This window comes from Kribbella sp. NPDC054772 (assembly GCF_053611945.1).
In genome coordinates this window covers 109554-135210 of sequence record NZ_JBSHBJ010000010.1, presented here as the reverse complement: position 1 = coordinate 135210, position 25657 = coordinate 109554, and the positions used below count along the sequence as shown (strand labels likewise).

At 69.6% G+C, this 25657-nt stretch carries 24 protein-coding genes and 1 riboswitch; of the genes, 13 read left to right on the top strand and 11 right to left on the bottom strand.

Annotated elements, in window-relative coordinates; genetic code table 11:
* Positions 1–2 precede the first annotated feature (2 nt).
* The 5 genes from ACWGID_RS18630 (at position 3) to ACWGID_RS18610 (ending at position 6523) form a co-directional block, all read left to right on the top strand.
* Complete coding sequence (locus ACWGID_RS18630) at positions 3–1592, top strand: CocE/NonD family hydrolase (RefSeq protein ID WP_452198052.1); 1590 nt, start codon at positions 3–5, stop codon at positions 1590–1592.
* Positions 1589–2713 (top strand): lactonase family protein, encoded by a 1125-nt coding sequence (locus ACWGID_RS18625; RefSeq protein WP_452198051.1) that lies wholly within the window; start codon positions 1589–1591, stop codon positions 2711–2713. Before ACWGID_RS18630 ends, ACWGID_RS18625 begins: the two co-directional genes overlap by 4 nt.
* A gap of 82 nt (positions 2714–2795) precedes the next feature.
* Entirely contained in the window at positions 2796–5273 is a 2478-nt protein-coding gene (locus ACWGID_RS18620) for a LamG-like jellyroll fold domain-containing protein (RefSeq protein ID WP_452198049.1), read from the top strand.
* Between the two features lie 71 nt (positions 5274–5344).
* A complete protein-coding gene (locus ACWGID_RS18615) occupies positions 5345–6172 on the top strand; it encodes an aldo/keto reductase (protein ID WP_452198048.1) in 828 nt (275 codons plus the stop codon).
* Position 6173: 1 nt separating this feature from the next.
* Positions 6174–6237, top strand: a riboswitch (guanidine-III (ykkC-III) riboswitch).
* A 25-nt stretch (positions 6238–6262) separates the two neighbouring features.
* Positions 6263–6523, top strand: a complete 261-nt coding sequence (locus tag ACWGID_RS18610) for a CBU_0592 family membrane protein (protein ID WP_452198046.1) — start codon at positions 6263–6265, stop codon at positions 6521–6523.
* A 42-nt stretch (positions 6524–6565) separates the two neighbouring features.
* On the opposite strand, the gene ACWGID_RS18605 is transcribed toward ACWGID_RS18610, so the two are convergent.
* Positions 6566–7426, bottom strand: coding sequence for a hypothetical protein (locus tag ACWGID_RS18605; RefSeq protein WP_452198045.1), 861 nt, complete (start codon positions 7424–7426; stop codon positions 6566–6568).
* 273 nt (positions 7427–7699) lie between these two features.
* Between ACWGID_RS18605 and ACWGID_RS18600 the strand changes: the two genes are divergently transcribed.
* The 5 genes from ACWGID_RS18600 (at position 7700) to ACWGID_RS18580 (ending at position 11927) form a co-directional block, all read left to right on the top strand.
* Positions 7700–8734, top strand: coding sequence for an AAA family ATPase (locus ACWGID_RS18600; RefSeq protein WP_452198043.1), 1035 nt, complete (start codon positions 7700–7702; stop codon positions 8732–8734).
* 193 nt (positions 8735–8927) lie between these two features.
* Positions 8928–9890 carry a DUF58 domain-containing protein gene (locus ACWGID_RS18595; protein ID WP_387784583.1) on the top strand — a complete coding sequence of 321 codons (963 nt, stop codon included), beginning with the start codon at positions 8928–8930 and terminating at the stop codon, positions 9888–9890.
* Complete coding sequence (locus ACWGID_RS18590; protein WP_452198041.1) at positions 9890–10843, top strand: VWA domain-containing protein; 954 nt, start codon at positions 9890–9892, stop codon at positions 10841–10843. Before ACWGID_RS18595 ends, ACWGID_RS18590 begins: the two co-directional genes overlap by 1 nt.
* A gap of 31 nt (positions 10844–10874) precedes the next feature.
* On the top strand, positions 10875–11228 hold the full coding sequence (locus tag ACWGID_RS18585; protein ID WP_452198039.1) for a hypothetical protein: 354 nt from the start codon (positions 10875–10877) through the stop codon (positions 11226–11228).
* A gap of 201 nt (positions 11229–11429) precedes the next feature.
* The gene (locus ACWGID_RS18580; protein ID WP_452198037.1) at positions 11430–11927 is read left to right on the top strand and encodes a DUF3145 domain-containing protein; all 498 of its coding nucleotides are present in this window, start codon (positions 11430–11432) and stop codon (positions 11925–11927) included.
* A 356-nt stretch (positions 11928–12283) separates the two neighbouring features.
* Here the strand turns inward: ACWGID_RS18580 and ACWGID_RS18575 are convergent, their stop codons facing one another.
* The 6 genes from ACWGID_RS18575 to ACWGID_RS18550 all read right to left on the bottom strand — a co-directional run bounded on the left by ACWGID_RS18575 (position 12284) and on the right by ACWGID_RS18550 (position 18978).
* Positions 12284–13708 (bottom strand): carboxyl transferase domain-containing protein, encoded by a 1425-nt coding sequence (locus ACWGID_RS18575; RefSeq protein WP_452198035.1) that lies wholly within the window; start codon positions 13706–13708, stop codon positions 12284–12286.
* A 53-nt stretch (positions 13709–13761) separates the two neighbouring features.
* Positions 13762–14997: a beta-ketoacyl-ACP synthase II gene (fabF, locus tag ACWGID_RS18570; protein ID WP_452198033.1), complete on the bottom strand. Its 1236-nt coding sequence runs from the start codon at positions 14995–14997 to the stop codon at positions 13762–13764.
* A 138-nt stretch (positions 14998–15135) separates the two neighbouring features.
* On the bottom strand, positions 15136–15384 hold the full coding sequence (locus tag ACWGID_RS18565; protein ID WP_130446978.1) for an acyl carrier protein: 249 nt from the start codon (positions 15382–15384) through the stop codon (positions 15136–15138).
* Positions 15385–15472: 88 nt separating this feature from the next.
* Positions 15473–16462: a beta-ketoacyl-ACP synthase III gene (locus ACWGID_RS18560; protein ID WP_452198030.1), complete on the bottom strand. Its 990-nt coding sequence runs from the start codon at positions 16460–16462 to the stop codon at positions 15473–15475.
* The gene (locus ACWGID_RS18555) at positions 16459–17652 is read right to left on the bottom strand and encodes an acyltransferase domain-containing protein (protein ID WP_452198028.1); all 1194 of its coding nucleotides are present in this window, start codon (positions 17650–17652) and stop codon (positions 16459–16461) included. The genes ACWGID_RS18560 and ACWGID_RS18555 overlap by 4 nt, the downstream gene beginning before the upstream one ends.
* A 78-nt stretch (positions 17653–17730) precedes the next feature.
* Positions 17731–18978 carry a PucR family transcriptional regulator gene (locus ACWGID_RS18550; protein WP_452198026.1) on the bottom strand — a complete coding sequence of 416 codons (1248 nt, stop codon included), beginning with the start codon at positions 18976–18978 and terminating at the stop codon, positions 17731–17733.
* 92 nt (positions 18979–19070) lie between these two features.
* Between ACWGID_RS18550 and ACWGID_RS18545 the strand changes: the two genes are divergently transcribed.
* Positions 19071–20114: a PHP domain-containing protein gene (locus tag ACWGID_RS18545; protein WP_452198024.1), complete on the top strand. Its 1044-nt coding sequence runs from the start codon at positions 19071–19073 to the stop codon at positions 20112–20114.
* Positions 20111–21118 (top strand): pirin family protein, encoded by a 1008-nt coding sequence (locus ACWGID_RS18540; RefSeq protein WP_452198022.1) that lies wholly within the window; start codon positions 20111–20113, stop codon positions 21116–21118. The genes ACWGID_RS18545 and ACWGID_RS18540 overlap by 4 nt, the downstream gene beginning before the upstream one ends.
* Here ACWGID_RS18540 and ACWGID_RS18535 read toward each other — a convergent pair.
* Both ACWGID_RS18535 and ACWGID_RS18530 read right to left on the bottom strand, forming a co-directional pair.
* The gene (locus ACWGID_RS18535; protein WP_452198021.1) at positions 21093–21635 is read right to left on the bottom strand and encodes a hypothetical protein; all 543 of its coding nucleotides are present in this window, start codon (positions 21633–21635) and stop codon (positions 21093–21095) included. The genes ACWGID_RS18540 and ACWGID_RS18535 overlap by 26 nt on opposite strands.
* Positions 21636–21708: 73 nt before the next feature.
* Positions 21709–22233, bottom strand: a complete 525-nt coding sequence (locus tag ACWGID_RS18530) for a MarR family winged helix-turn-helix transcriptional regulator (protein ID WP_452198019.1) — start codon at positions 22231–22233, stop codon at positions 21709–21711.
* Positions 22234–22294: 61 nt separating this feature from the next.
* On the opposite strand from ACWGID_RS18530, the gene ACWGID_RS18525 reads away from it, so the two are divergent.
* Positions 22295–23308, top strand: coding sequence for an alpha/beta hydrolase-fold protein (locus tag ACWGID_RS18525; protein WP_452198017.1), 1014 nt, complete (start codon positions 22295–22297; stop codon positions 23306–23308).
* A gap of 122 nt (positions 23309–23430) precedes the next feature.
* On the opposite strand, the gene ACWGID_RS18520 is transcribed toward ACWGID_RS18525, so the two are convergent.
* Positions 23431–24903 (bottom strand): peptide MFS transporter, encoded by a 1473-nt coding sequence (locus ACWGID_RS18520; RefSeq protein WP_452198015.1) that lies wholly within the window; start codon positions 24901–24903, stop codon positions 23431–23433.
* A gap of 102 nt (positions 24904–25005) precedes the next feature.
* Positions 25006–25527 (bottom strand): GNAT family N-acetyltransferase, encoded by a 522-nt coding sequence (locus ACWGID_RS18515; RefSeq protein ID WP_452198013.1) that lies wholly within the window; start codon positions 25525–25527, stop codon positions 25006–25008.
* Between the last annotated feature and the right edge of the window lie 130 nt (positions 25528–25657).

The window sequence follows — 25657 nt, the reverse complement described above, 5'->3', positions numbered from 1 at the left end:
CTGTGCGCAGACTTGCTGCCGCCCTCGCAGTCGCCCTGACCCTGATCACGCTGACCCTGGTCAGGGTCGGGTCGTCCGCTGAAGCCAGTCAGGCCGCGGCGGGCTTCAGTACGGCATACCAGCGCATTCCCGGCGCCGGTGGGATCGAGATCGGCGCTGTCGTGCTCACGCCGACCGGGCAGGGTTCTGGTCCGTTCCCGCTCGTGGTGATGCCGTCGAGCTGGGGTATACCAAACGCGGAGTACGTCGGGCAGGGCGCGAAGCTGGCCTCGGCAGGGTTCCAGGTGATCTCGTACTCGAGTCGCGGCTTCTGGGACACCGGCGGCGGGATCGACATCGCCGGTCCGCCCACCGTCGCGGACGTCAGCAAGGTGATCGACTGGGCCGGCCGCCACACGCCGGCGGACACCAGCCGGGTCGCGGCGGTTGGGATCTCGTACGGCGCGGGCGTGTCGCTGCTCGCTTCGGCGCAGGATCCGCGGATCAAGGCGGTCGGGGCGCTCAGCGGATGGGCCGATCTGATCCGGTCGCTGGATCCGAACGACACGGTCGCCCTGCAGGCCGTGGCCGGTCTTCTTGCCTTGGGCAACGTCACTGGACGGCCGGGGCCGGAGATGGCGGCGCTACAGACGAAGTTCGTCACCGGTGACTTCGACGGGGCGATCGCGGAGGCGAGGCAACTGTCTCCAGTCCGATCGGCGGCGACGATGGTAGACCAAATCAACGCGCGGCATCCGGCGGTGTTCCTCGCGAACGCGTTCGAGGACTCGATCTTCCCGCCGTCGCAGTACACCGACTTCTTCACCCGGCTGACCGGTCCGAAGCGGCTGCTGCTCGCACACGGCGATCACGCGACGCCGGAGGCCGGCGGTGCGGTTGGTCTACCAAACGAGACGTGGGACGAGCTGGCCGGCTGGTTGCGGCATTACCTGACCGGTGCGGACAACGGCGCGGACGCCGAGGCCCCGGTGGAGTTGAAGTCGCAGCGTGGTGTGTGGCGTGGGTATCCCGATTGGGCCGCGGTCGGGTCCGAGCGGACGTCGTACCTCACGAAGGGCGGCGCGTTGCAGGGCTCGGCGTCGACTGGGTGGAGCCGGGCGATCGGCGCTGGTATACCAACCGTCGCGGACAGTGGGGTCGCCCTGGTGTCGGGAGCGCTGCAAGGTTTGCTGTCGATCCCGACGGGGGTCGCGACGCCGTTGGTGGACAGGTCGTTCGCGGGCCTTTGGTCGGGGCCGGTGTGCAGTGGTGGCGCGGTGGTCAATGGGGCGCCGAAGGTGCATGTGACCGTGAAACCCTCGGCAGCCGACACCTCGCTGTTCGCCTATCTGTACGACGTTGACGCGCTCGGGGTCGGGTCGTTGATCTCACACAAGCCGTACACGCTGCGCGGGGCGACACCCGGCAAGGCGGTGCCGCTCGACGTGACGTTGGAGGCGACGAGCTGGGAGGTGCCGGCGGGGCATCACCTCGTACTGGTCGTGGACACGGTGGACCCGCGGTACCTCGGGCGAAGCGCGGTGGGGTCGACGGTGACATTCAGTTCCCCGGCGGGGGATCCGTCGTGGATCCGCGTCCTGGTGGCGTCGTGAGGGTCAGTCGCCGAGGGTCTCTCGGCTTCACCGCGGCCGCGCTTGCCCCGATCCACCAGGCCGCCAGCCGCGAGACACCGGGGCCTGGCGATCCTGCCAGCACCCCAGCTGCCCGCACCCCAGCTGCCCGCACCCCAGCCGCCCCCGCGTCCAGCACTCCGGTCGGTCGTGGGGACGGCAACACGTTGTATCTCGGGACGTACGGCGACGGCATCGGGATCGCGACGTACGACGACAAGGGCAAGATCACCGCGACGGGGACGATCGCCGGCGTCGCGGATCCGTCGTTTGTCATCCGGTCTGGCAGCTTTCTGTATGCCGTCAACGAGCAAGACACCGGCGCGGTCACCGCGATCGATATCGCTGGTATACCAAAGGTCCTGAATCGCCAATCCAACAAGGGATCCGGGCCCTGCCATCTCGCCAAGATCGGCGACCACCTGCTCAGCGCGAACTACGGCTCCGGTGACATCGCCGTACACCCGATCAATCCTGATGGGAGCCTCGGGCAACAAACCGATCTGGTCAAGCACGAGGGTTCCGAGCCGCATGCGCACCAGGTGGTGCAGGCGGGGGACTACGTCCTGGCGGTCGACCTCGGTACCGACTCGATCTACACCTACACCCTCGCGGCCGGGAAGCTGACCCTGCAGCACCAGGCGAAGGTGAAGACCGGCGCCGGCCCGCGACATTTGGTATTCCATCCATCCGGGCGGTACGCCTACGTCGCCGACGAGCTCGACAGCACGGTCACCGTCTGCGGCTACGAGGACGGTGTCGTCACCCCGCTCTCGAGTCAGCCCACCGCACCCGCCGGGGCACAGAACTACCCGGGCGAGGTCGTCGTGTCGGCGGACAGAGCCTTCGTCTACGTGACCAACCGCGGGCACAACAGCATCGCGATCTTCAGGACCAACGGCGCCGAGCTCGAGCCCGTTGGTACGCCAAGTTGCGGGGGCGACTGGCCGCGGCACTGCGCGTTCGACCCGAGCGGCCGGCTGCTGTTCGTCGCGAACCAGAAGTCGAACAACATCACGACGTTTTTGGTAGACCAAACGAGTGGCGGGCTGACCCAGGTCAGTGACTTCAGTACCCCGAGTCCGGTCTGCGTGAATGTTTGATCGTGCGCGAGCTCTTGCGGTTTTGTGGTGAGAGCGTTGTCATGGGATCGCCTTTCTCCGCCCCGAGAGGAGCCTCCCGCCCATGCTCAAAGTCCTCGCCGCGGCCGTCCTCGCAGCGTCGGTCACCCTCGTCCCAACAGCCTCAATTCCCCAAGCGGCCACCCAGACCACCACCGACTGGCACGCAGGAACCCCACCCCTCACCACCCCCTGGACCGCCGACGTCTCCCCGACGAACGCGCTCCCGGACTACCCCCGCCCGCAGCTCACCCGCCCCGACTGGCGCAACCTCAACGGCCTCTGGGAATGGTCCGCCGCAACCCCCAGCGAGCAACCACCCTTCGGCCGCACACTCACCGAGCAGGTCCTCGTCCCGTACCCGATCGAGTCCGCGCTCTCCGGCCTGCAGAAGCACGAGGACCGGATGTGGTACCGCCGCACCTTCACCGTCCCGGACAACTGGAAGGGCAAGCAGCTCCTGCTGCACTTCGGCGCGGTCGACTACGACGCCAAGGTCTGGGTCAACGGCCGGCAGGTCGCCACGCACCGCGGCGGGTACGACGGCTTCGACGTCGACGTCACCTCCGCGCTGCACGCCAAAGGCCCGCAGGAGCTGATCGTCTGGGCCGAGGACCTGACCGACGAGACGTACCAGCCGATCGGCAAGCAGCGTGAGGTCAGCGACCACGGCATCTTCTACCAGGGCAGCTCCGGCATCTGGCGGACCGTCTGGATGGAGCCGGTCAACGCCTCCTCGATCAGCCGCCTCCAGCTGACGCCCGACCTCCCGAACCAGTCCCTGAAGGTCACCGTCGAGACGACCGGTCCCGCAGGCCTCGACGTCGAAGTCACGGCGTACGACGGCCGCAAGGTCGCCGGTCAGGTGCGGGGCAAGGCGAACACCGAGCTCCGGCTGCCGATCCCGCACCCGAAGACCTGGTCGCCGGACAACCCGTTCCTCTACGACCTGAAGGTCCGGCTCGTCGATCGCGGCAAAATGGTAGACCAAATCGGTTCGTACGCCGGGATGCGGTCGGTCGGCCTGCAGAAAGGTGCCGACGGCAAGCTTCGGATGGCGCTGAACGGGAAGATCCTGTTCAACCTGTCAACACTCGACCAGGGGTTCTGGCCGGACGGCCTGAACACGGCGCCGACCGACGCGGCGCTCCGGTTCGATCTCGAGCAGCACAAGCGGCTCGGGTTCAACACGGTGCGCAAACACATCAAGGTCGAGCCGGATCGCTGGTACTACTGGGCCGACAAGCTGGGTCTGATGGTCTGGCAGGACATGCCGGCGTCGAAGACCGACCCGATGCCCGAGCCGTGGCGGACGCAGTTCAAGTCCGAGCTGCGCGAGATGGTCGAGGAGCACAAGAGCTTCACCTCGATCACCGTCTGGGTCCCGTTCAACGAGGGCTGGGGCGAGTGGGACCAGGCCGAGACCGGCCGGATCGCCGACTCCGTCAAGGCGCAGGACCCGTCCCGGTTGGTCAACGCGCACAGCGGCGTCAACTGCTGCAACTCCCACGGTGACTCCGGCCGCGGCGACCTGATCGACAACCATGCCTACCTCGGCCCGGCGACGACAGCACCGGCGGGTGAGAGAGCGGCGGTGGACGGCGAGCACGGCGGGTTCGGGTTGAAGGTGCCCGACCACATGTGGTTCGGCGACGGGTCGGCGTACGAGATGGAGCCTGACTCGGCGACGCTTACGCGACGGTACGTCGAGAACCAGAACGACGTCCTCAGGTCGGCTCGGCAGTGTGGGATCAGCGGATCGGTGTACACCCAGATCACCGATGTCGAAGGGGAGCTGAACGGCTTCTTCACCTACGACCGGCGGATCCCGAAGATGGACTTCGCCCAGGTCCGGACCGTCAACCAGGCGATCATCGCGGGCGCCGACGGAACCGGGACCGGCGTACCGAACCCAGGCCCGGGAACCCCTGGCGCCGACGGCATTCACTTCTATCCGCTGAACGGAACCGGAGAAGATGCCGTAGGCAACAACGACGCCACGCTCCAAGGTGGCGCAGTATTTGCCGAGGGCAAGAACGGCCAAGGCGTCGCACTCAACGGCGACAATCAGTTTGTCGACACCGGCGCCGCACTGCTCGACACGAGCGGTAACTACTCGGCCAGTGCGTGGGTGAAACTCGACAAGGTGGACGGCTCGTTCCAGACGTTCGTCAGCCAGGACGGCGCGCGGGACAGCGCGTTCTTCCTGCAGTACTCCGGCCAGGACCAGCGGTTCGCGATGAGCTTCCCGGGCATTCGGGCACTGGCGCCGACCAAGCCGAACCCGGGCCAGTGGTACCACGTCACTGGCGTCCGCGACGTCGTGAAGGGCGAACTGCGGCTGTACGTCGACGGCGCCCTGGTCGCCACCAAGGCCGCCTGCAGCCTGGACTCCGGTTCGACCGGCAACACGGTGATCGGACGGGCGAAGTTCGGCGGCAACCAGGTCGACTTCCTGGACGGAACGGTCGACCAGGTGCACCTGTACGACCGCGCTCTCACGGACGCGGAGGTGCGCACACTCTACGAATCCGGATCCTAGTTTCGAGATGCGAAAGTCTCGTAGAGAGCCGATCCTGTAGGTACCCAAGCCGACCAGCGGAGGTGAGTGCGATGCCCGCACCCAGCCAGGTGCTCGCGCCCCGCTCGACGGTCAGGTTCCGGCCACCACGCTTCGGGCTCGGTGGTTCGCATCTCGGCGAACCCCCGGGCGCGGACGGTGACGCGGCAGCGGTCGCCACCGTGGACGCGGCCTACCAGGCCGGTATCCGCTTCTTCGACAGCTCACCGGCGTACGGCGACTCCGAGCGGCGACTCGGTACGGCGTTGCAGCAGCGGCCACGTGGCGAGTTCCTGGTCTCGACCAAGGTGCCCGCCGGGGCCGATCCGGAGGCATCGGTGCGCGCGAGCTCCGAGCGGCTCGGGCTCGCGGTCGATCTGGTGTTCGCCGAGGACGAGACGGCGTACCCGGTGCTCGATCGGATGCGGCGCGACGGTGCGATCAAAGCGGTCGGGACGGTGTCGGGGGAGTGGCGCGAGCTGGATCAGTTGGTGCGTGACGTCGAGCTGGACTGCGTGCTGCTGACCGCGCAGTACTCGCTGCTCGACCGCTCCGCGACGCCGCTACTGGACCGCTGCCTCGCACGCGGAGTGTCGGTGATCGTGTCCGGCGTCCTCAGCCCGCAGGTCATGCAGGCAGAGACGCTCAGCGACCCGCTGGCGATCCAGGCCCGCCGGATCTCGGCGGTCTGCGAGCGGTACGGCGTCTCGCTGCCGCAGGCCGCGCTGGCGTACCCGAGCAGGCACTCCGCCGTGACCTCGGTGCTGATCGCGGCCTCGTCGCCGGCGGAGATCCGGGCCGACGCGGCGCTCGTCCGGCAGCCCGTACCGGAGCGGCTGTGGAACGACCCGGACTTCGTGCGCTTGCTAGACTCGGAGTAGGAGTTCGCCATTCCGCGGCTCCCCGGACGAGCGGCGCCGTACCCGGTCTGACAAGACGGCGCCTCACCCTCTTGGAAGGGGTTCGTCCTCATGCACGTTCTGGATGTTCTCGAGATCGTTGGCGCGCTCACGATTCTGGTCGCCTTCGCGGCGGCCCAGGCCGGTCGGTTGCAGCAGCGCACTGTCACCTATCAGCTGCTGAACCTGCTCGGCTCAGGAGTCCTCGCGGCGATCGCGGCCGTACAGCTGTCCTGGGGCTTCCTGCTGCTGGAGGGCAGCTGGGCAGTCATCAGCCTGATTGGGCTGATCGGCCTGCGCCGCGGACGCCCAGCCGCGGCACCGCAGCATTAGGAACCGCTAGTTCGAGCAGCGGCCCCGCAGCACGAGGAACCGCTAGAACTTGTCGCCAGGGTTCGTCGCCGTGGGCGGCGAACCCGTCGGTACCTCCGTCGGAGGAGTGCCGCCGGGGCTCGGCGATACCGTCGACGGGCCGCCGGTGCTCGGGCTCACGGACCCGGTGCCGGGCGGCGGTGTCGTCGGCGTGACCGTGACGGTCGTCGTGCCGGTCGGGGTCGGGATCACCGGCTCCGGCTCGAGCGGCTGGGCGTGCCGGAACAGCAGCCACGCCAGGAACACCGCGAGAGCCATGATCACGGCCATCGTCAACAGCGCCAGCGCCAGCGCCCACCGGGACGCCGGGCGCAGCGCCTCCGGCCATGGCAGCGGCCAGATGCGGAACAGGCCGGGGCGGCGGCGGTTCTCCCAGTAGTGCCGGAAATCCGGCCCACGCAGCTTCCCGATCTGGGGGACCCGGTCCATCAGTACCGAGGACAGGACGTCCTCGCCGCGGCGCTCGGCCAGCAGCCGCTCGTCGGACACGGCGCTCGACCCGTCGTCCTCCCGGATCGGGCCGACCGCGACCCACAGTGCGAGGTCGTCGTCATCGGAGTCGTTGTGTGCGAGGACGGCGTCTTCGGGGAGGTCGTCGACGGCATGCACGAACCGTTCCCGAGCCGCGGCGTCGTCGGCGGAGCCTTCGGCCATCATCGCGACCACGGCGGAGCGGCCGGAATCGTCCGTGGCGGCGTACAGGAATCCGGCAGCGTTGGCGCCGAGGCGGCCGCGGAGCCAGAACTCGCCGACCCGCGGCGGGTCCTCGGGCTGCAGCGGCAGGGCGTCCGGAATCTCCAGCGCAGGCCGCTCCTCCGGCGCATCCGCCGGCTGCACCTCAGGCTGGGAATCGGTCGCAGTCATCACCCCAATCCCACCACATCCCTGGTAGCACTGTCGCCACGGCCGCCACCGAGTTCCTTGAGCACCCACCAACCACGGATCCGGCACGGAGGTGGTCGGTGGGTGCTCAAAGTGCGCAGACCGGGCGGGATTTGGGTGGGCGGGGGAGGATTGGGAGGGATCCGGTGGGCCCTGCGGGTGCTGAACCCGGGGATCTGATGGAATGGCCGGTGTTGCGAAGTGGGGATTGACGGTGTTTGACATGGTCCGTGCGCGGGCCCCGGAAGGACAGGCATGACCGAAACCACGGTGCCGGCGGGAACGGTGGCCCAGCAGTCCCGGCTGATCGGCGAGGCCGTCGGCGAGGTCAAGCGGGTGATCGTCGGCCAGGAGCACATGGTCGAGACGCTGATGGTGTCACTGCTGGCCAAGGGTCACTGCCTGCTCGAGGGTGTTCCGGGCGTCGCCAAGACGCTCGCCGTGCGCACCTTCGCGAGCGTGGTCGGCGGCACGTTCGCCCGGATCCAGTTCACCCCCGACCTGGTCCCGTCCGACATCGTCGGCACCCGGATCTACCGGCAGACCCGTGAGACGTTCGACATCGAGCTCGGCCCGACGTTCGTGAACTTCGTGCTCGCCGACGAGGTCAACCGCGCGCCCGCCAAGGTGCAGTCCGCGATGCTGGAGCTGATGGCCGAGCGGCAGGTGTCGATCGGCGGCCAGACGTTCCCGATGCCGAAGCCGTTCATCGTGATCGCGACCCAGAACCCGATCGAGTCCGAAGGCGTGTACCCGCTGCCCGAGGCGCAGCGGGACCGGTTCCTGGTGAAGATCGACGTACCGCATCCGCGGGGGCACGAGGAGTTCGAGATCCTCCGCCGGATGAGTGTCGACCCGCCGGAGCCGCGGCAGGTGCTGAAGCCGGAGACGATCCTCGAGCTGCAGCGGTCCGCCGAGCAGGTCTTCGTGCACAACCTGGTCGCGGAGTACGCCGTACGCCTCGTCATGGCGACCCGGACGCCGACCGACTTCCACCTGCCTGACCTCGAACCGATCATCGAGCTCGGTGTCAGCCCGCGCGCCACGCTCGGCCTGATCTCGGCCGGTCGCGCACTCGCGTTGATCCACGGCCGCGACTACCTGCTGCCGAGCGACATCCAGACCGTCGCGCTGGACGTGATGGGCCACCGCCTCGGCCTGACCTTCGACGCGGTCGCGGACAACATCGACCCGCGGGCCGTGATCGAGCGCATCCTGGCGACCGTCCCGCCGCCCCAGCCGGTCTGGCGCGACGGCGCCGACGGCACCGGCCGCCCGGAGTTCGTCTAGTGCTCCGGGCCCGGGAGTGCTTGGTGCTTGCGACGCCCAGGCACGCACCTCACGGCACTAGCCGAGCATCCACGATGCTCCGCATCGAGGACGCTCGCCTAGCACCGCGATGCACGCACCTGACCGCCGCAACCACTCAAGCACTCCCAGGCCCGGAGCACTGATGCCAAACCGTCCCGATCCGCGAGTTGCGATGACGATCTCGCAGCTCGCTCCCGAGCGTGCGTTGCGGCGGCTGGAGCTGACCGTCGTACGGCGCCTCGAGGGCTACCTGCACGGGGAACATCTGGGCCTGCTCCCCGGGCCCGGGACCGAGCTCGCCGAGGCCCGTGAGTACCAGGTCGGTGACGACGTCCGGCGGATGGACTGGGCGGTCACCGCCCGGACCACGGTCCCGCACGTCCGCGACCTGATCGCGGACCGGGAGCTGGAGACCTGGGCGCTGGTCGACCTGTCCGGCTCAATGGACTTCGGTACGTCGACCCTCGAGAAGCGCGAGCTCGCGGTCGCGGCCGTCGCGACGGTCGGGTTCCTCACCCACCGGCTCGGCGACCGCTTCGGCGGGCTGATGCTCCGCGACTCGGCGCTGCGCCGCTGGCCGGCCCGGTCCGGGCGGCTCGCGCTCTACGGACTGCTGCGCGCGTTGCTCGCCGAACAGTTCGGCACCGACCAGGAGGCGCACCGTAGCGATCTGGCCGCGGCGCTGGAGTCGATGGCGCGGACGCAGCGCAAGCGCGGACTGCGGGTCATCGTCTCCGACTTCCTCACCCCCGAGGACGGCGAGGTGGCCAGCGGGATCGAGCCGTCCTGGGAGCGCGCGATGCGGAAGCTGACCGCGCAGCACCAGGTGCTGGCGGTCGAGATCGTCGACCCGCGCGAGCTCGAACTGCCGAACATCGGTGTGGTCACGATCGGTGACCCGGAGACCGGCGAGGTCCGCGAGATCGACACCCGGCGGCGCAAGGTCCGGGAGGCGTTCGGAGTGGCCGCGCTGGCGCAGCGGGAACGAACCAGGGCCGCCCTGCGTAGGGTAGGTGCGGGTCATCTCGTGCTGCGCACCGACCGTGACTGGGTCGCGGACACGGTGCGTTTCGTGCTCGCCTACCGGCACGTGGCGTCCCGCCTGCACCAACCGCCGAAGGGAGTGGCTCGCTGATGGAGTTCCTGTCTCCGGGGCGGTTGTGGTTCCTGTTACTTATCCCGCTGATCATCGCGGGATACATCTTTCTCCAGCACCGGCGCTCGCAGTACGCGCTGCGCTTCACCAACATCGCGCTGCTGGACCGGGTCGCGCCGCGGCGGCCGCAGTGGCGGCGGCATCTCGCGGTCGGGCTGGCGCTGGTGGCCGCGTTCACCTGCATCGTGGCGTTCGCGCAGCCGAAGGACAAGGTCAAGGTGCCGCGCGAGCGGGCCACGATCGTGGTCGCGATCGACGTCTCGCTGTCGATGATGGCCACCGACATCGACCCGAACCGGCTGGAGGCGGCGAAGAAGTCGGCGAAGAACTTCGTCAATCAGCTGCCGGGCAAGTTCAACGTCGCGCTGGTCAACTTCGCCGGTACGGCGTCGATCATCGTGCCGCCGACCACCGACCGGGCGACGGTACTGCGCTCGATCGACGGGCTCGAACTGGCCGAGTCGACCGCGACCGGTGAGGGCATCTTCACCTCGCTGCAGGCACTCACCCAGGTCCCGCCGGACCCCGAGCACCCGAACGAGCCCGCCCCGGCGCGGATCGTGCTGCTGTCCGACGGGAAGCGGACAGTCGGCCGGACCGCCCAGGAGGGCGCGCAGGCGGCGAAGGCGAAGAACACCCCGGTGTACACGATCTGCTTCGGTACCGACTCCGGCTTCATCGAGATGGACGGCATCCGGCAGCGCGTCCCACCGGACCGCACCGAACTGCGCTCGGTCGCCGAGATCAGCGGCGGCAAGGCGTACACCGCGGAGTCGGCCGGCGAGCTCGAGGACGTCTACAAGGACATCGGCTCCTCGGTCGGGTACGACGAGGTGGACAAGGAAGTCACCGCTCGGTACGCCGGGATCGCGATGCTCTTCACGCTCGCCGCGGCCGGCGCCTGTATTGCGCTCGCCACCCGGTTCCCGTGAGCCGATAAGTAGACAGGCTACCCTTGGCGGCATGGGACTTCTCGGAACCGCCAAGGCAGTAGCCGCTGTTCCCTTCGAGCAGGTCGAGCCGCTGCTCACGGAGGACCGCTGCAAGGTGCTGCTCGGCCTCGACGGGGGGAACCCGGCGGGCGTCTCGGTGGACGCCGACCCGGCGGCCGCCACGATCGGCCTGCAGGGCCAGTTCTGGTATCGCGGCGAGTACACCTTCGCGCCGCACGCCGGCGGCACCGAGGTCACGTATCGCCTCGAGAACGTCTCCAGTTGGCCGGACCCCGTCATCGCCCTCTGGCAGCGCAAGACGGTCAAAGCCGTGCAGCGGGCCGCAGACTCGTACGCCGCCGCCCTGCCGGGCCGCGTCACCTGACCCCCGGTCGCGACACGACAGTGATGTGGTTGACACGGCGAGGTTACTGGTGTTTGTGGTAACAGTGGTGCAAGATGGTCAAGTGTTTCGCGGGTCATCTTGTGGTGCCCTGAGAGACTGAAGTAGAGAAACCAGTACGCCGAGATCGACGGACTGTTCGAGAACGCTGGGGAAGGCGCAGCTCGAGCACAGGAGGTCCCGGTGGCGACAACTCGTGGCGTTCTGTACGTCCACACGGTGCCGTCAGCGTTGTGCCCGCATGTCGAGTGGGCCGCGGGCGGCATCCTTGGCGTGCCCGTGAAACTGGACTGGACGCCGCAACCAGCGGCCCAGGGCACGTACCGGGCCGAACTGTCCTGGCAGGCTGAGGCCGGTACGGCGGCCAAGCTGGCGTCCGCGCTGCGCGGATGGCAGAAGCTGCGGTTCGAGGTCACCGAGGAGCCGAGCAACGGCGCCGAGGGCGAGCGGTACTCGTTCACCCCCGACCTCGGGATCTTCCACGCGACCACCGGCGTCCACGGCGACATCATGGTCCCGGAGGACCGGCTGAAGGCCGCGATGCTGAAGGCGGCCAGTGGCGAGGCCGACCTGACCGAAGAGGTCGAGCGGCTGCTCGGGCGTCCGTGGGACGACGAGCTGGAGCCGTTCCGGTACGCCGGTGACGGTGCGCCGGTGCGGTGGCTGCATCAGGTTGTCTGAGGCGATCCTGAGAACTTCAGAAGAAACCTATGAAGTCCGGAGACTTCCCCGAACTTTTCGATGAGACTGAGCATCAGACGTTGCACAGGGTGGGAGGGGCCGTGGCCGCTGGGCCACCGGGTGTCGGGACACCCCCGGTGGTTGTGAACAACAGCGGCCGCACCACGTGAAGGGGGGGGCGCCACCCCGGTGGGGCCGCGCGCGGTGTGGGGGGGCGCGGGGGGGGTGAGGGGCGGGCCGCCGCGGGGGGCGGGGCGGGGGGGCCGCGGCCCCGCGGGGGTGTTTCCCACCCCCGCGCCCGCCGCGCCCGCGCCGCGCCCCCCCCCCCGCGCCCCCCCCCCCTTCGTGATGTCCGGCTAGAGCGGGATGTTCCCGTGCTGCCCGCGGGTCGGGCCGTCCGCTTCGGCCTTCGCCAGCGCGGTGGCCAGTGCGGTGCGGGTGCTGGTGGGTTCGACGACCTCGTCGACGACGCCGATCTCGCGGGCCCGATCGATGCCACCGGCAATCTTCTCGTGTTCGGCGGCGAGCTCGGCCTCGACCTGCGGGCGGAGCTCCGGGTCGACGTCGGCGAGCTTGCGCCGGTGCAGGACGCGGACGGCGGCGACCGCGCCCATCACGGCGACCTCGGCGCGCGGCCAAGCGAACACCCGCGTGGCTCCGAGCGACCGCGCATTCATCGCGATGTACGCCCCGCCGTACGTCTTCCGGGTCACCAGCGTCACCCGCGGTACGACGGCCTCCGCGAACGCGTGCAGCAGTTTGGCGCCCCGTCGTACGACGCCGTCCCACTCCTGACCGACACCCGGCAGATAGCCCGGTACGTCGACCAGCACGACCAAGGGAACGCCGAACGCGTCGCACATCCGGACGAAGCGGGAAGCCTTCTCCGCCGACAGTGCGTCCAGGCAGCCGCCGAGCCGGAGCGGGTTGTTGGCGATCACGCCGACTGTGCGCCCGCCGAGCCGGCCGAGCGTGGTGACGATGTTCGGCGCCCACCGCTGGTGCAGCTCGACGCCAGACTCTGCGTCGAGCACACCGCCGACCAGCGGATGCACGTCGTACGCGCGTTTCGCCGACTCCGGCAGGAACCCGGAGAGGTCGGTGTCCGGGATATCGGTCGAGATCGTGCCCTGGTTGGCGAGCAGGTCGGCCAGCCGGCGCGCCTGCTCGAGCGCGGCCGCCTCGGAGTCGGTGGTGATGTGGACGACGCCGGACCGCCGGCCGTGCGGCTCGGGGCCACCGAGGCGCAGCATGTCGACGTCCTCGCCGGTGACCGAGCGGACCACGTCCGGCCCGGTGACGAAGATCCGGCCCTCCGGCCCGAGGACGACAACGTCAGTCAACGCGGGACCGTACGCCGCTCCGCCCGCCGCCGGCCCGAGCACGACGGAGATCTGCGGGATCTTCCCGGAGGCCTGTGTCATCGCGTAGAAGATCTTGCCGACCGCGTGCAGACTCAGCACGCCCTCGGCCAGCCGGGCGCCGCCGGAGTGCCACAGGCCGATGATCGGCACCTGCTCGGCGCGCGCGACGTCGTACGCCTCGACGACGACGTCGCAGCCCTCGTCGCCCATCGCGCCGCCCATCACGGTCGCGTCGGAGCAGAAGGCGATGACCGTCGCCCCGGCGATCGTCCCGCGAGCGGCGACCATCCCGGACAGGTTGTCCGGGGTGATCAGTTCCAGGCTGTCCGGGTCGAGCAGGTTGCGGAGCCGGGTGACCGGGTTGCGCGGGTCCTGCTCACGGGGGAGCTTGGCGGGTTTCGCCGGGGCGACGGTCATGGTGTCCTCCGAGGGTGGTGAAGGAACTGCACCGATGAAACGTGGTGAAGGAACTACACCGACTTGAACGCGATGGCGGCGTTGTGCCCGCCGAAGCCGAACGAGTTGTTCAGTGCCGCGATGTCGCCCTCGGGCAGCTTGCGCTGCTCGGTCGCGACGTCGAGGTCGATCTGGTCGTCGAGCTTGTCCACGTTGATGGTGGGCGGCGACACCCGGTGGTGCAGGGCCAGCACCGTGGCGACCGACTCGACCGCGCCGGCGCCGCCGAGCAGGTGGCCGATCATCGACTTCGGCGCGGTCGCGATCGCGTGGTCCGCGTCCTTGCCGAGCGCCTGCCGGATCGCCAGTGACTCCGCGATGTCGCCCTGCGGGGTCGAGGTGGCGTGCGCGTTGATGTGGAAGATGTCGGCCGGGGTGAGGTCGCCCTCGGACAACGCCCGCTCCATCGCTCGCCGGGCACCCGAACCGGTCGGGTCGGGCTGTGCGATGTCGTGACCGTCGGCGGAGATCCCCGCGCCGGCGAGCTCGGCGTAGATCTTCGCGCCACGCGCCTTGGCGTGCTCGTACGACTCCAGGATCAGGACCCCGGCGCCCTCACCGAGCAGGAAGCCGTCGCGGTCCACGTCCCACGGACGCGACGCCCGCTCCGGCTCGTCGTTGCGCTTGCTGAGCGCCTGCATCATGCCGAACGCGGCCAGCGGCAGCGCCATGATCGCGCCCTCGGCGCCACCGGCGATGATCACGTCCGCGCGGCCGAGCCGGATCTGGTCAAGCCCCAGCCAGATCGCTTCGTTGCCGGAGGCACACGCCGACACCGGGGTGTGGACGGCGGCCTTCGCCCCGAACTCCAGGCCGACGTACGCCGCCGACGAGTTCGGCATCAGCATCGGGATCGCCAGCGGCGAGACCCGGCGCGGGTTGCTCTTCAGGGCGTCGTAGTTCGACAGGGTGGTGTGCAGGCCGCCGATCCCGGACGCGACCGCGACACCGAGGCGCTCCTTGTCCAGCCCGGAGTCCTCCAGGCCGGAGTCGGCCCAGGCCTCGCGGGCGGCGACCACGGCGAGTTGCGCCGTACGGTCGAGGCGGCGGGCCTTCACCCGCTCGATGACCTCGGTCGGGTCCACCGCGGCCGGTGCGGCGATCTGCACCGCCAGGGGCTGCACCCACTCGTCGGTCAGCCGCTTGGCACCGGAGCGCCCCGCCAGCAGACCTTCCCAGGAGCTGGCCACGTCGCCCCCGAGCGGGGTCGTGGCTCCGAGCCCAGTAATGACGACTCGGGTCTTCGACATGGTTACCTCATCCTTCACAAGAGCGATCTGCGGTTGGGAGCGAGGGGTGGGTACTGCGGGGTGCCGGTCTGGTGCTCATCGGACCGCCTCGCGCGAACGGGGGACCGATGAGCACCGGCCAGCACGGTGACGGGTCCGTCAGCCGTTCTGGGCGCGCTCGATGAACGCGACCGCGTCGCCGACGGTCTTCAGGTTCTTGACCTCGTCGTCGGGGATCTTCACGTCGAACTTCTCCTCGGCCGCGACCACGACCTCCACCATGGAGAGCGAGTCGACGTCGAGGTCGTCGGTGAAGGACTTGTCCAGCTGGACGTCCTCGACCGGGATGCCGGCGATCTCGTTCACGATCTCGGCGAGGTTGGAACGGATCTCTTCGGTGCTGGCCATTCTCTGGTTCCCTTTCGGATTTCTGCTGGCTCGTGACAGCCGGGTGCAGCCACCTGAGCTGCCCCGGACAACTATGGACTACTGCTTGTTACGGCAGCCGGATCACCTGGGCGGCGTACACCAGCCCGGCGCCGAAGCCGATGATCAGTGCGAGGTCGCCACTCTTGGCCTCGCCGTTGTCGCGCATGGCACTGATCGCGAGCGGGATCGACGCCGCCGAGGTGTTCCCCTGGCGCTCGATGTCGCGTGCGACCTTGACGTGTTCGGGCAGCTTGAGCGCCCGGCGCATCGCGTCGGTGATCCGCATGTTCGCCTGGTGCGGCACGAACAGGTCGAGCTGCTCCGCCTTCACGCCGGCGACGTCCAGCGCCTGCTGCGCGGTCTTGGCCATCTCGAACGACGCCCACCGGAACACCGGGTTGCCGTCCATCGTCAGGTGCGGCCAGTTGTAGGTGCCGAACACCTCCTGCCAGGACTCGCGCTGGCTGATCACCTGGTGCTGCGTGCCGTCCGAACCCCACACCACCGGGCCGATCCCCGGCTCGTCGGTCGGACCGACCACCGCTGCACCGGCGCCGTCGGCGAAGATGAACGCCGTACCGCGGTCGGTCCGGTCGGTGATGTCGCTGAGTCGCTCGACGCCGATCGCCAGTACGTACTTCGCGCTGCCGCCGCGGACCAGGTCGTTGGCCATCGCGATCCCGTAGCAGAAGCCCGCGCAGGCCGCCGAGATGTCGAACGCGGCCGCCGTCGGGGCGCCGACCTGGACGGCGATCTGGGTCGCGATCGCCGGCGTCTGGTACAGGTGCGTGACGGTGGCGACGATCACGCAGCCGATGTCGGCCGGGTCGATACCGGACTCCGCGAGCGCTTCCTTCGCGGCGTTCACCGACATCATCAGCACGGTCTCGTCGTCGTCGGCCCAGCGGCGTTCCTTGATCCCGGACCGGGTCTGGATCCACTCGTCGCTGGAGTCGATCTGCTCGAGGATCTCCGAGTTCGGTACGACGCGCCGCGGTCGGTACGACCCGATCCCGAGAATCCCGGCGTACTGCGCACCTGTCGACGGTGTGATCATGCGGTTCCTCCGGCGGGGTGCAGGCGGACGAGCGGCTGGCCCGGGGCGACCGGGTCGCCTTCTTCGACGAGCCATTCGACGACGATGCCGCCGTGCGGCGCGGTGACCGCGACCTCGTCACGCAGGCTCGCCACCTTCGCGACGACCTCGCCCGCGGCGACGGTGTCACCGGAGTCCCGGCGTACGTCGACCTCGCGGGTGAAGGTGCCCTTGATCGGGGCGACCAGCAGCCGCCACGTGGGGGAGGCGTCGATCTCGGACGGGCTGCCGTGCTTCTCGGCGAACGCGCGGGCGTCGTCGAGCTGGTCCGGCGTCTTCAGCGCGAACGTCTCGACACCCTTCAGGGCGCGCCGCGCGATCCCGGTCAGGGTGCCGGCCGGCGGCAGTTCGAGGATGCCGGTGACCTCGAGGTCGGACATCGTCTGCATGCACAGGTCCCAGCGGACCGGGGCGTTCACCTGGTTGACGAGCCGCTGCAGGACCTCGCGGCCGTCGTGGACGACGTGGCCGTCCCGGTTCGAGATCAGGCGGGTCCGCGGGTCGTGAGTGCTGATCGCGGTCGCGTACTTCGCGAGCGTCTGGACCGCGGGCTCCATGTGGCTGGTGTGGAACGCGCCGGCGACCGACAGCGGGATCAGCCGGGCCTTGGCCGGCGGGTCGGCGGCCAGCGCCTCGAGCTGCTCGACGGTGCCGGCGGCAACGATCTGGCCGGGGCCGTTGTCGTTGGCCGGGGTCAGGCCGTGCTCGGCGAGCTTGGCGAGGACCTCCTCGCGGTCGCCGCCGAGGACGGCGGTCATCGAGGTCGGCGTCAGCGCGGCCGCGGCGGCCATCGCCTTGCCGCGCTCACGGACCATGACCATCGCCTGCTCGGCGGTCAGTACGCCGGTGCCGGCCGCGGCGGCGAGCTCACCGACGCTGTGACCGGCGACCGCGCCGACCTGGGCGAAGGCGTCGGCCGGGTGCGGGAACACCGCCAGCGCGGCCAGCATGCTGGACGCGACCAGCAGCGGCTGCGCGATCGCGGTGTCGCGGATCGTGTCCGCGTCGGCCTGGGTGCCGTAGTGGGCGAGGTCGAGACCGGCGACCGCGGAGAGCCAGTTCAGCCGGCTCTCGAACACGGGATCCGCCAGCCACGGCTCGAGGAATCCTGGAGTCTGGGCACCCTGACCGGGCGCGGCGATGACGAGCACGTGACAACTCTCCCTCAGCCGGACCCGCCGTGAGCCGAAGGGCGAGCACGAATTCTTCGGGGCCGGTTTGTAGAGATCCTACAAAACCGTGCTGCCCGGCTCGGGATTGAGCAGGCGACCCAAGGTCAGTGCGACACGGACTGTGAAAGCGTCGCGGGGATCCAGCGGGTTGTACCCCGTGAGGTCCGCCACACGCTTCAGCCGGTACCGCACGGTGTTGGCGTGGATGAACATCGCCCGGGCCGTCGCCTCGATCGAACCACCCGAGTCCAGGTACGCCGAGACCGTGTCCAGGAGCACGCCATCGCCCACGGTGAGCGGGCCGTAGACCTCTGTCGCGAGCTGCCGACGAGCGTGACCGTCTCCGGAGAGTGACCGCTCGGGAAGTAGTTCGTCGGCCTGTACCGGCCGCGGGGCACCCGGCCACGCGGCCGCCGCTCGCAGACCCGCGACGGCGGCCCGCGCCGAGGTCACGGCCGACATCAGGTCCTTCACGACCGGTCCGACGACGATCGGACCGGGTCCGAACCAGCGCGCGAGCTTTTGTACGATCTCGACAGGTTTGCTCGTACCGCCGAGTACCACGACCAGGCGGTCGCCCTGAATCGCGCACAGAGCGTCAGCACCCGCCTCCCGCGCGGCGTGCCGGACCATGTCCGCCACGTTCGAGGTGTTGTTGCCGGTTTGCGGGACCTCCGCGGCTTGGGCCCGCCCGACGACCACGGCGACCTCCGCGGATCCCGTCGTACCGGCGGCTCCGGTCCAGCCGAGGGCGGAGGCCCGCGAGCGGACCGATTCGTCGGCCTCGCCGCGGATCACCGAGTCGACGAGCAGCGCCTCAAGACGGGCGTCCCAAGCGCCGCGCATCTCGGCGGCCTGCGCGTAGACGGTCGCGGCGGCGAACGCGACCTCGCGCGCGTAGCGCTGCATCGCCTCGTGCACGACCGGTACGTCGTCCGGCGGTAGCAGGGTGCCGATGGTGTTCTCGATGGTCTCGATCGTGGTGCGGACCAGGTCGACGGTCTGGTGCAGCGAGATCACCCGGGTGAACTCGCGCGGCGCGGAGCCGAAGATCCGGGTCGGCATCGAGGAGTGCGCCTCGGGGTCGCGGAACCACTCGACGAACGCCGAGATCCCGGACTGCGCGACCAGTCCGATCCAGGACCGGTCCTGCGCGGACAGCTGGGCGAACCACGGGAGCTTGGCGTCCATCGCCGCCATCGCGGCCGTGGCCAGCGCACCGGTCGCGCCCTGCAACCGCTCCGCCCGCGCCAGATGCTCCTTGGTCGCCACGTCCAGACCATAAACCCCGGATCCCCAGGCCATCACAATCGCCGGTTCCCGGCGGGTCCCCGCGGACGCCGGGTTCGCCGGCCGGATTGTGATGGCCGGGGGGTCCGCGCTGCCATGATGGGCGTATGACCGACAAGGCGGGTGTGGACGACGCCATCGCGGCGCTGCGGGCGATCGGGTACTACCTCGAGCGCGACCAGCAGCCGACGCACCGGGTGAAGGCGTACCGGCGCGCGGCCGACACCATCGCTGCCCTGCCGCCGACCGAGGTGCGGGCGCGGCGCCGGGCCGGGACGTTGACGGAGCTCGCCGGGATCGGGCCGAAGACCGAGGCGGTCATCGTCGAGGCGATGGACGGCGCGACACCGTCGTACCTGGTGAAGCTGGAGGAGGCGGCGGGGGCGCTGACGACGGCCGGCCAGGAGTTGCGGGGCGCGTTGCGGGCGGATCTGCATCTGCACTCGGAGTGGTCCGACGGCGGCAGCCCGATCGAGGAGATGGCGCGGACGGCGCACCGGCTCGGGCACCAGTACATCGCGCTCACCGATCACTCGCCGCGGCTGACCGTCGCGAACGGGTTGTCGCGGGAGCGGCGGCTGCAGCAGATCGAGGTCGTTGCCGAACTCAACAAGAAGCTGAATGACGAGCTGGACGGTTTCACGATCCTGAACGGGATCGAGGTCGACATTAACGAGGACGGCACGCTGGACTGCGACACCGAGATCGTGGCCCGGCTCGACGTGGTGGTCGCGAGCGTGCACTCCAAGCTGCGGATGGCCTCCGAACCGATGACCGAACGGATGGTCCGCGCGATCGCGAACCCGCACGTGGACATCCTCGGCCACTGCACCGGCCGCCTGATCACCGGCGGTCGCGGCACCCGGCCCGAGTCCGAGTTCGACCCCGAGGTGGTGTTCGAGGCCTGCCGCCAGTTCGGTACGGCGGTCGAGATCAACTCCCGCCCCGAACGCCTGGACCCACCGAAGCGCCTGCTGGCGATGGCCGTGGAGATGGACTGCCTGTTCTCCATCGACACCGACGCCCACGCCCCCGGCCAACTCGACTGGCAGGTCTACGGCTGCGAACGCGCCGAAGACCGCGGCGTCACCCCGGACCGGGTCATCAACACCTGGGACCAGCAACAACTCCTGGAATGGACGTCATCGTGAGCGATCTGGACAAGCACCCGGCGGAAGTTGTCGGTACTGGGGACTGTGAAGGGCCCGCGCTGGAGATGCTCGAGGGGCGGGAGGTTGTGCTGGGGCGGTCGACGACTGTGCGGCGGTTGTTGCCGAACAAGGATCGGCGGATGGTCGGTGCGTGGTGCTTCGTGGATCACTACGGACCGGACGACCTGACCCGGCGGGTCGACTCGTACGGCGTACCGGGGGCGAGCGGGATGCTTGTTCCGCCGCACCCGCACACGAGCCTGCAGACCGTGAGTTGGTTGTTCGAGGGGGAGATCGAGCACCGGGACAGCGTCGGCTCGCATGCTCTCGTCCGGCCGGGGGAGCTCAACATCATGACGGCAGGCCCCGGGATCGCGCACTCCGAGGTCTCCACGCCGGACGCCCCGCCGATGCTGCACGGCGCGCAACTGTGGGTCGCTCTCCCGGACGACGTCCGTACGACGACCCCGCCCGCCTTCAACGCGTACGCCGACCTGCCGAAGCTCGACCTCGACGGCGCGAAGGTGACGGTGATGATCGGCACCGTCGCCGGGGTCACGTCGCCCGCACCGGCGTACACGCCGCTGGTCGGCGCCGACGTCACCGTCGAAGCCGGCCGCACCCTGACGCTCCCGTTGATCCCGTCCAACGAGTACGCCGTCCTCGTGGTCGACGGATCGTTGCGCGTCGGAGACCTGACGCCGGGGTTCGGCGAGATGGCCTACCTCGGCGCCGGCCGGGACGCGATCGATCTGGTTGCCTCGGACAACGGTGTGCGGTTCCTGCTGCTCGGCGGTGAACCGTTCGAGGAAGAGCTCGTGATGTGGTGGAACTTCATCGGCCGCAGTCACGAGGAGATCGTCGCCGCGCGGGACGCCTGGCAGGCCGCGATCGCCGCTGAGGGGAACGACCGTTTCCCGATGGTCCCGGGCTACGACGGCGACCCGCTCCCGGCGCCGCCGCTGCCGGCGACCACGCTCAGACCCCGGCCACGCTCTCGGTGACGGGTTGGAGTGACACACCGCGGCGGCGGTAGTACGCCCAGGTGAGGACGAGCAGCGCCGGGCCCCAGAGGTTCAGGGGTGCGTAGCAGGCGAACATCAGTACCTTCCATCCCGTGCCGGCGAACGGGATGAACTGGTCGGTCCAGGCGTCCCGGAACCCGTACGTCCAGATCGCGATCAGCGACAGCGCGCCCAGGGTGGCAGGCACGATCGCCGCGTAGGGGTGGACGCGGCGGCCGCCGATGAACGGGATCCAGCGTGGAGCGACCTCGCCCCAGCGGCTGACCAGACCCAGCGCGGTGAGGGCGACGAGTTCGGAGAAGATCGTCAGCGAGACGACGTACACCTTGGCGCCCACCCCGCCGAGGTCGGCGGGGTTGCCGTTGTCGTCGAGCATGCCCATCGACGAACCGAAGACCAGCCCGAGTCGCCACAGGCCGGACGGCAGGGTCAGGAACGGGATGACATGAGCCAGGCGGTACGCCCAGCGGGGGACAGGACGCTCGGTGGTAGTCACCCCAAGAGCATCCGGTCACGCGACCCCGCCGCACCTCACCCGCAGGAGTGAACCCGCTCCCTCCGGAGAGCGTTCAGCTCCGCGGCACCGCCATCAGTGCGGGTCCGTCCTTCTCCGCGGACAGCACGACCTTGCGCAGCAGCTTCGTCAGCGTCTCGCGTTCGCGCTCAGACAGCGGCTGCAGCAGTGTGTGCTCGGCGTCGGCCTGCGAATCGATCGCCGCCTCCCAGACCCGTTGGCCCTCGGGGGTCAGGACGACGACCACGCTGCGCCGGTCGGTCACGTCGCGGCTGCGCTCGACCAGGCCGGCGCGGGTCAGCCGATCGAGACGGTTGGTGAGTGTCGCCGGATGGGTGTCGAGCGCGATCGCCAACGCGGTCGGCGCCACCCGGTACGGCGGCCCGGCTGCTCGCAGCTGCCACAGGACGTTGTACTCCCAGGCGCGCAGGCCGTGCTCCTCGAGTGCCTCGGCCCGCCGATGCTGCAGATGCCGGACCAGCATCTGCATCCGGGTCACGATGCCCTCGACGCTGTCGTCGAGGTCGGGTACTTCGGCCCGCCAGTACGCGATGTGCCGATCGATCGAGTCCTCCGCCACGAGCAGGAGACTACTACGAATCCATATACTATGGTTTCGTAGTAAATGAGGAGGCGATGCCATGCTCGAGCTGACCGGCCGGATCGACGAGGGAGTGGTCGACAGCCAGGTGCTGCGCGGCAATCCACTGAACGATCCGCACCAGCGACCGATCTGGGTCCAGACCCCGCCCGGGTACGACGGCAGCACCCGGCGCTACCCGGTCGTCTACCTGCTCCTCGGGTACGGCGGAACGCTGCCGCTGTGGCGCAACCGGATGCCGTTCCGGCGACCGGTCCCCGAACTGATCGACTCTCTCTTCAGCAGTGGCGGGGCCCCGCCGATGATCGTGGTCTACGTCGACGCGTTCACGAAGTACGGCGGGAGTCAGTACGTCGATTCGCCGGGCACCGGCCGCTATCACTCGTACCTGTGCGACGAGGTGGTCCCGTGGGTCGACGCCCGCTACCGGACGCTTGCCGACCGCAACTATCGGGCGATCGCCGGCAAGTCGAGCGGCGGGCTCGGCGCGATGATCACGCCGATGCTCCGGCCGGACCTGTTCGGCGCCTTCGCGTCGCATTCGGGTGACGCGCTGTCCGAGGCGCAGTACATCCCGCACTTTCTCTGGGCGGCTCGCCAGTTGCGGGCCTACGACGGGGACATCATGCGCTGGTGGTCGGACTTCACCGAGCGGGTCGCGTTCACCAAGGCCGAGGACGAGCGGCTGCTGGAGCTGCTCGGCGTCTCGGCCTGCTTCTCACCCGACCCGGACGGTACGCCGCGGCTGCCGTTCGACCCCCAGACCGGCGCGCTCCGGCCGGAGGTCTGGGCGCGCTGGCTGCGGTGGGACCCGGTCCGGATGGCGCCGGATCACGCCGAGGCCCTGTGTTCCCAGCGGGCGATCTGGATCGACGCGGGGACGAGCGACGAGTGGTTCCTGGACCTCGGTGCTGAGGCGTTCCGCCGAACGCTGACCGACGTCGGTGTCTCCGCCGACGCCGTCCATTTCGAGCGTTTCGACGGCGGTCATCGCGCCGTCGAGTATCGCCACCCGCTCGCGATCGCCTGGCTGGCCGACCGCCTCACGGACTAGATCAGAGCAGGTTGTGATCGTGGGCGTACGCCACGGCGGCCGTTCGGGACGGTACGTCGAGTTTCGCGAAGATGTCGGTGGGGCCGCGTCGGACAGAATGCGCAACTCGCCCCAGGGCGCGACTACGAGGTTTGTCGTACGTCGGTGTGCCGGCGGATCCACGGCGCGAACGCATACACGGCGACCGCGACCACGATCGTGACGATCGCCAGCCCGCCGAAGTACGCGGTCTCGGAGGCGCCATCGGTGGCTTGCACGAGCTGGGCGGTGATCGCCTGACCGGCGGCCGGCGCGAGGAACCAGAGAGCCATCATCTGGCTGAGGAACGCCCGCGGCGCCAGCACCGTGGTCGCGGCGAGCCCGACGGGGGACAGGAACAGCTCGCCGAGGGTCTGGATCACGTACACGCCGACCAGCCACAGCGGTGACGCGAGGTTGTCCCCGGCGACCGACGACGCGAGCGCCATCACCGCGAACGAGATCCCGGCGAGCAGCAGGCCGGTGGCGAACTTCTGCCCGATCGACGGGCCCCGGTCGCCGAGTTTGATCCAGATCACCGCGAACACCGGCGCCAGCACGATGATCGAGAACGGGTTCACCGACTGGAAGAACTCCGGCGAGATCTCGATCCCGAACAGGTGCAGGTCGGTCCGGTCGGCGGCGAACGAGGTCAGCGTCGTCGCCGCCTGCTCGAACAGCATGAAGAACAGCATCGCGGCGATGAACAGCGGGATGTACGCGCGCACCCGCTGCTTCTCCACCGGTGTCACCAGCGGGCTCCGGAGCAGCATCACGAAGTACGCGATCGGGGCCAGGAAGCACAGGTACGAGATCGCGTCCACGACCGGCTTCGGGCCGATGCCGCCGGAGCGCCAGGCCGACCACGCGAACACCACCGCGAGCAGCGCCAGTACCGCGACCGTGACCCGCACCATCGTTGGCCGGTCCTCGGCAGTCAGTGGGTTCGGCGGGGTGTCGCCGCGTCCGTGCAGCGTCCGCCGGCCGAGCAGGTAGGCGATCAGCGCGAGCGTCATCCCGACCGCGGCGGCCGCGAACGCGACGTGGAACCCGAATTCGCGGCGCAAGAACCCGACCACGAACGGCGCCGTGAACGACCCGATGTTGATCCCCATGTAGAAGATCGAGAACGCCGAGTCGCGGCGCTTGTCGCCGTCTTCGTACAGCGTGCCGACCATCGTCGACACGTTGGGCTTCAGCAGACCCGTGCCAAGGGCAACCAACGCGATCCCGGCGTACGCCGGTCCGGTGGCGGGCAGCGCGAGACACACGTGGCCGGCGACGATCACGGACCCGCCGTACAGGACCGTGCGGCGGGCGCCGAAGACGCGGTCGGCGAACCAGCCGCCGAGCACCGAGAGCAGGTAAACCGACGCGCCGTAGATCGACACCACGGCTTGGCCGAGCGACTCGCCGAGGCCGAGACCGTGCGCCTTGTCGGTCAGGTACAGCAGCAGGATCGCGCGCATCCCGTAGTAGCTGAACCGCTCCCACAGCTCGGTGGTGAACAGCGTCATCAAGCCGCGCGGATGACCGAGGAAGGTCTTCTCCCCGCTGGTCTGTTGCGATACGGACACGCTCGACTACTCCCCGTGAGATCGGACTGCCGGTCCGACCGTAGCAACAGAAGGTCACGCCAGAAGGTCACGCCGACGTGTAGACCCCATCCAGCGGGTGATTCAGAGGGTGATCCAGTACCTGCGGGCGCGGCCCAGCCAGGTGTCCCGGACGTCCTCGAGCACCCCGCCGTTGCGCTCGATCGTCCGCGCTGACGCGACGTTGGTGTCGTCGCACGTCACCAGCACGCGGTCCATCCCGCGCGCCCGCGCCCGCTCCACCGCGGCCCCCAGCGCCCACGTCGCCACCCCGCGACCACGAGCCGACGGGCGGACGCCGTACCCGATGTGCCCGCCGCCCTCGAGCAGGCGGTCGTTGAGCCGGTGCCGGAGACTGATCGCGCCGAGGTACGTCCCGCCCTCGACGACCCACCAGTACGACGCGTGCACCCGGCCGGCCTCGATCTCGCGGGTCTCGTCGGACTGCTCGCGCAACCGCCCGACCCACGTCGCGAAACCGTCGAGCGTGCTCAGGTCGCTCGCCTCCCACACCCCGGCGCCGTCCTGGTGGACGCCGTCCCACTCGGCCGCCGACTCCAGCCAGGAGTCCCGCAGGTCAACGGTCGGATCGATCAGTTCGAACATGTCGCCGAGCCTAGAACGGCCCCCGGGCGGCCCCCCCGGGGGGTGAGGGCCCGGGGCGGCGGGCGACGCGGGGGGCGGCCCCGCGGCCCCCCGCGGGACACCCCGGGCGCCCGGGGGGGGGGGGGGTGGG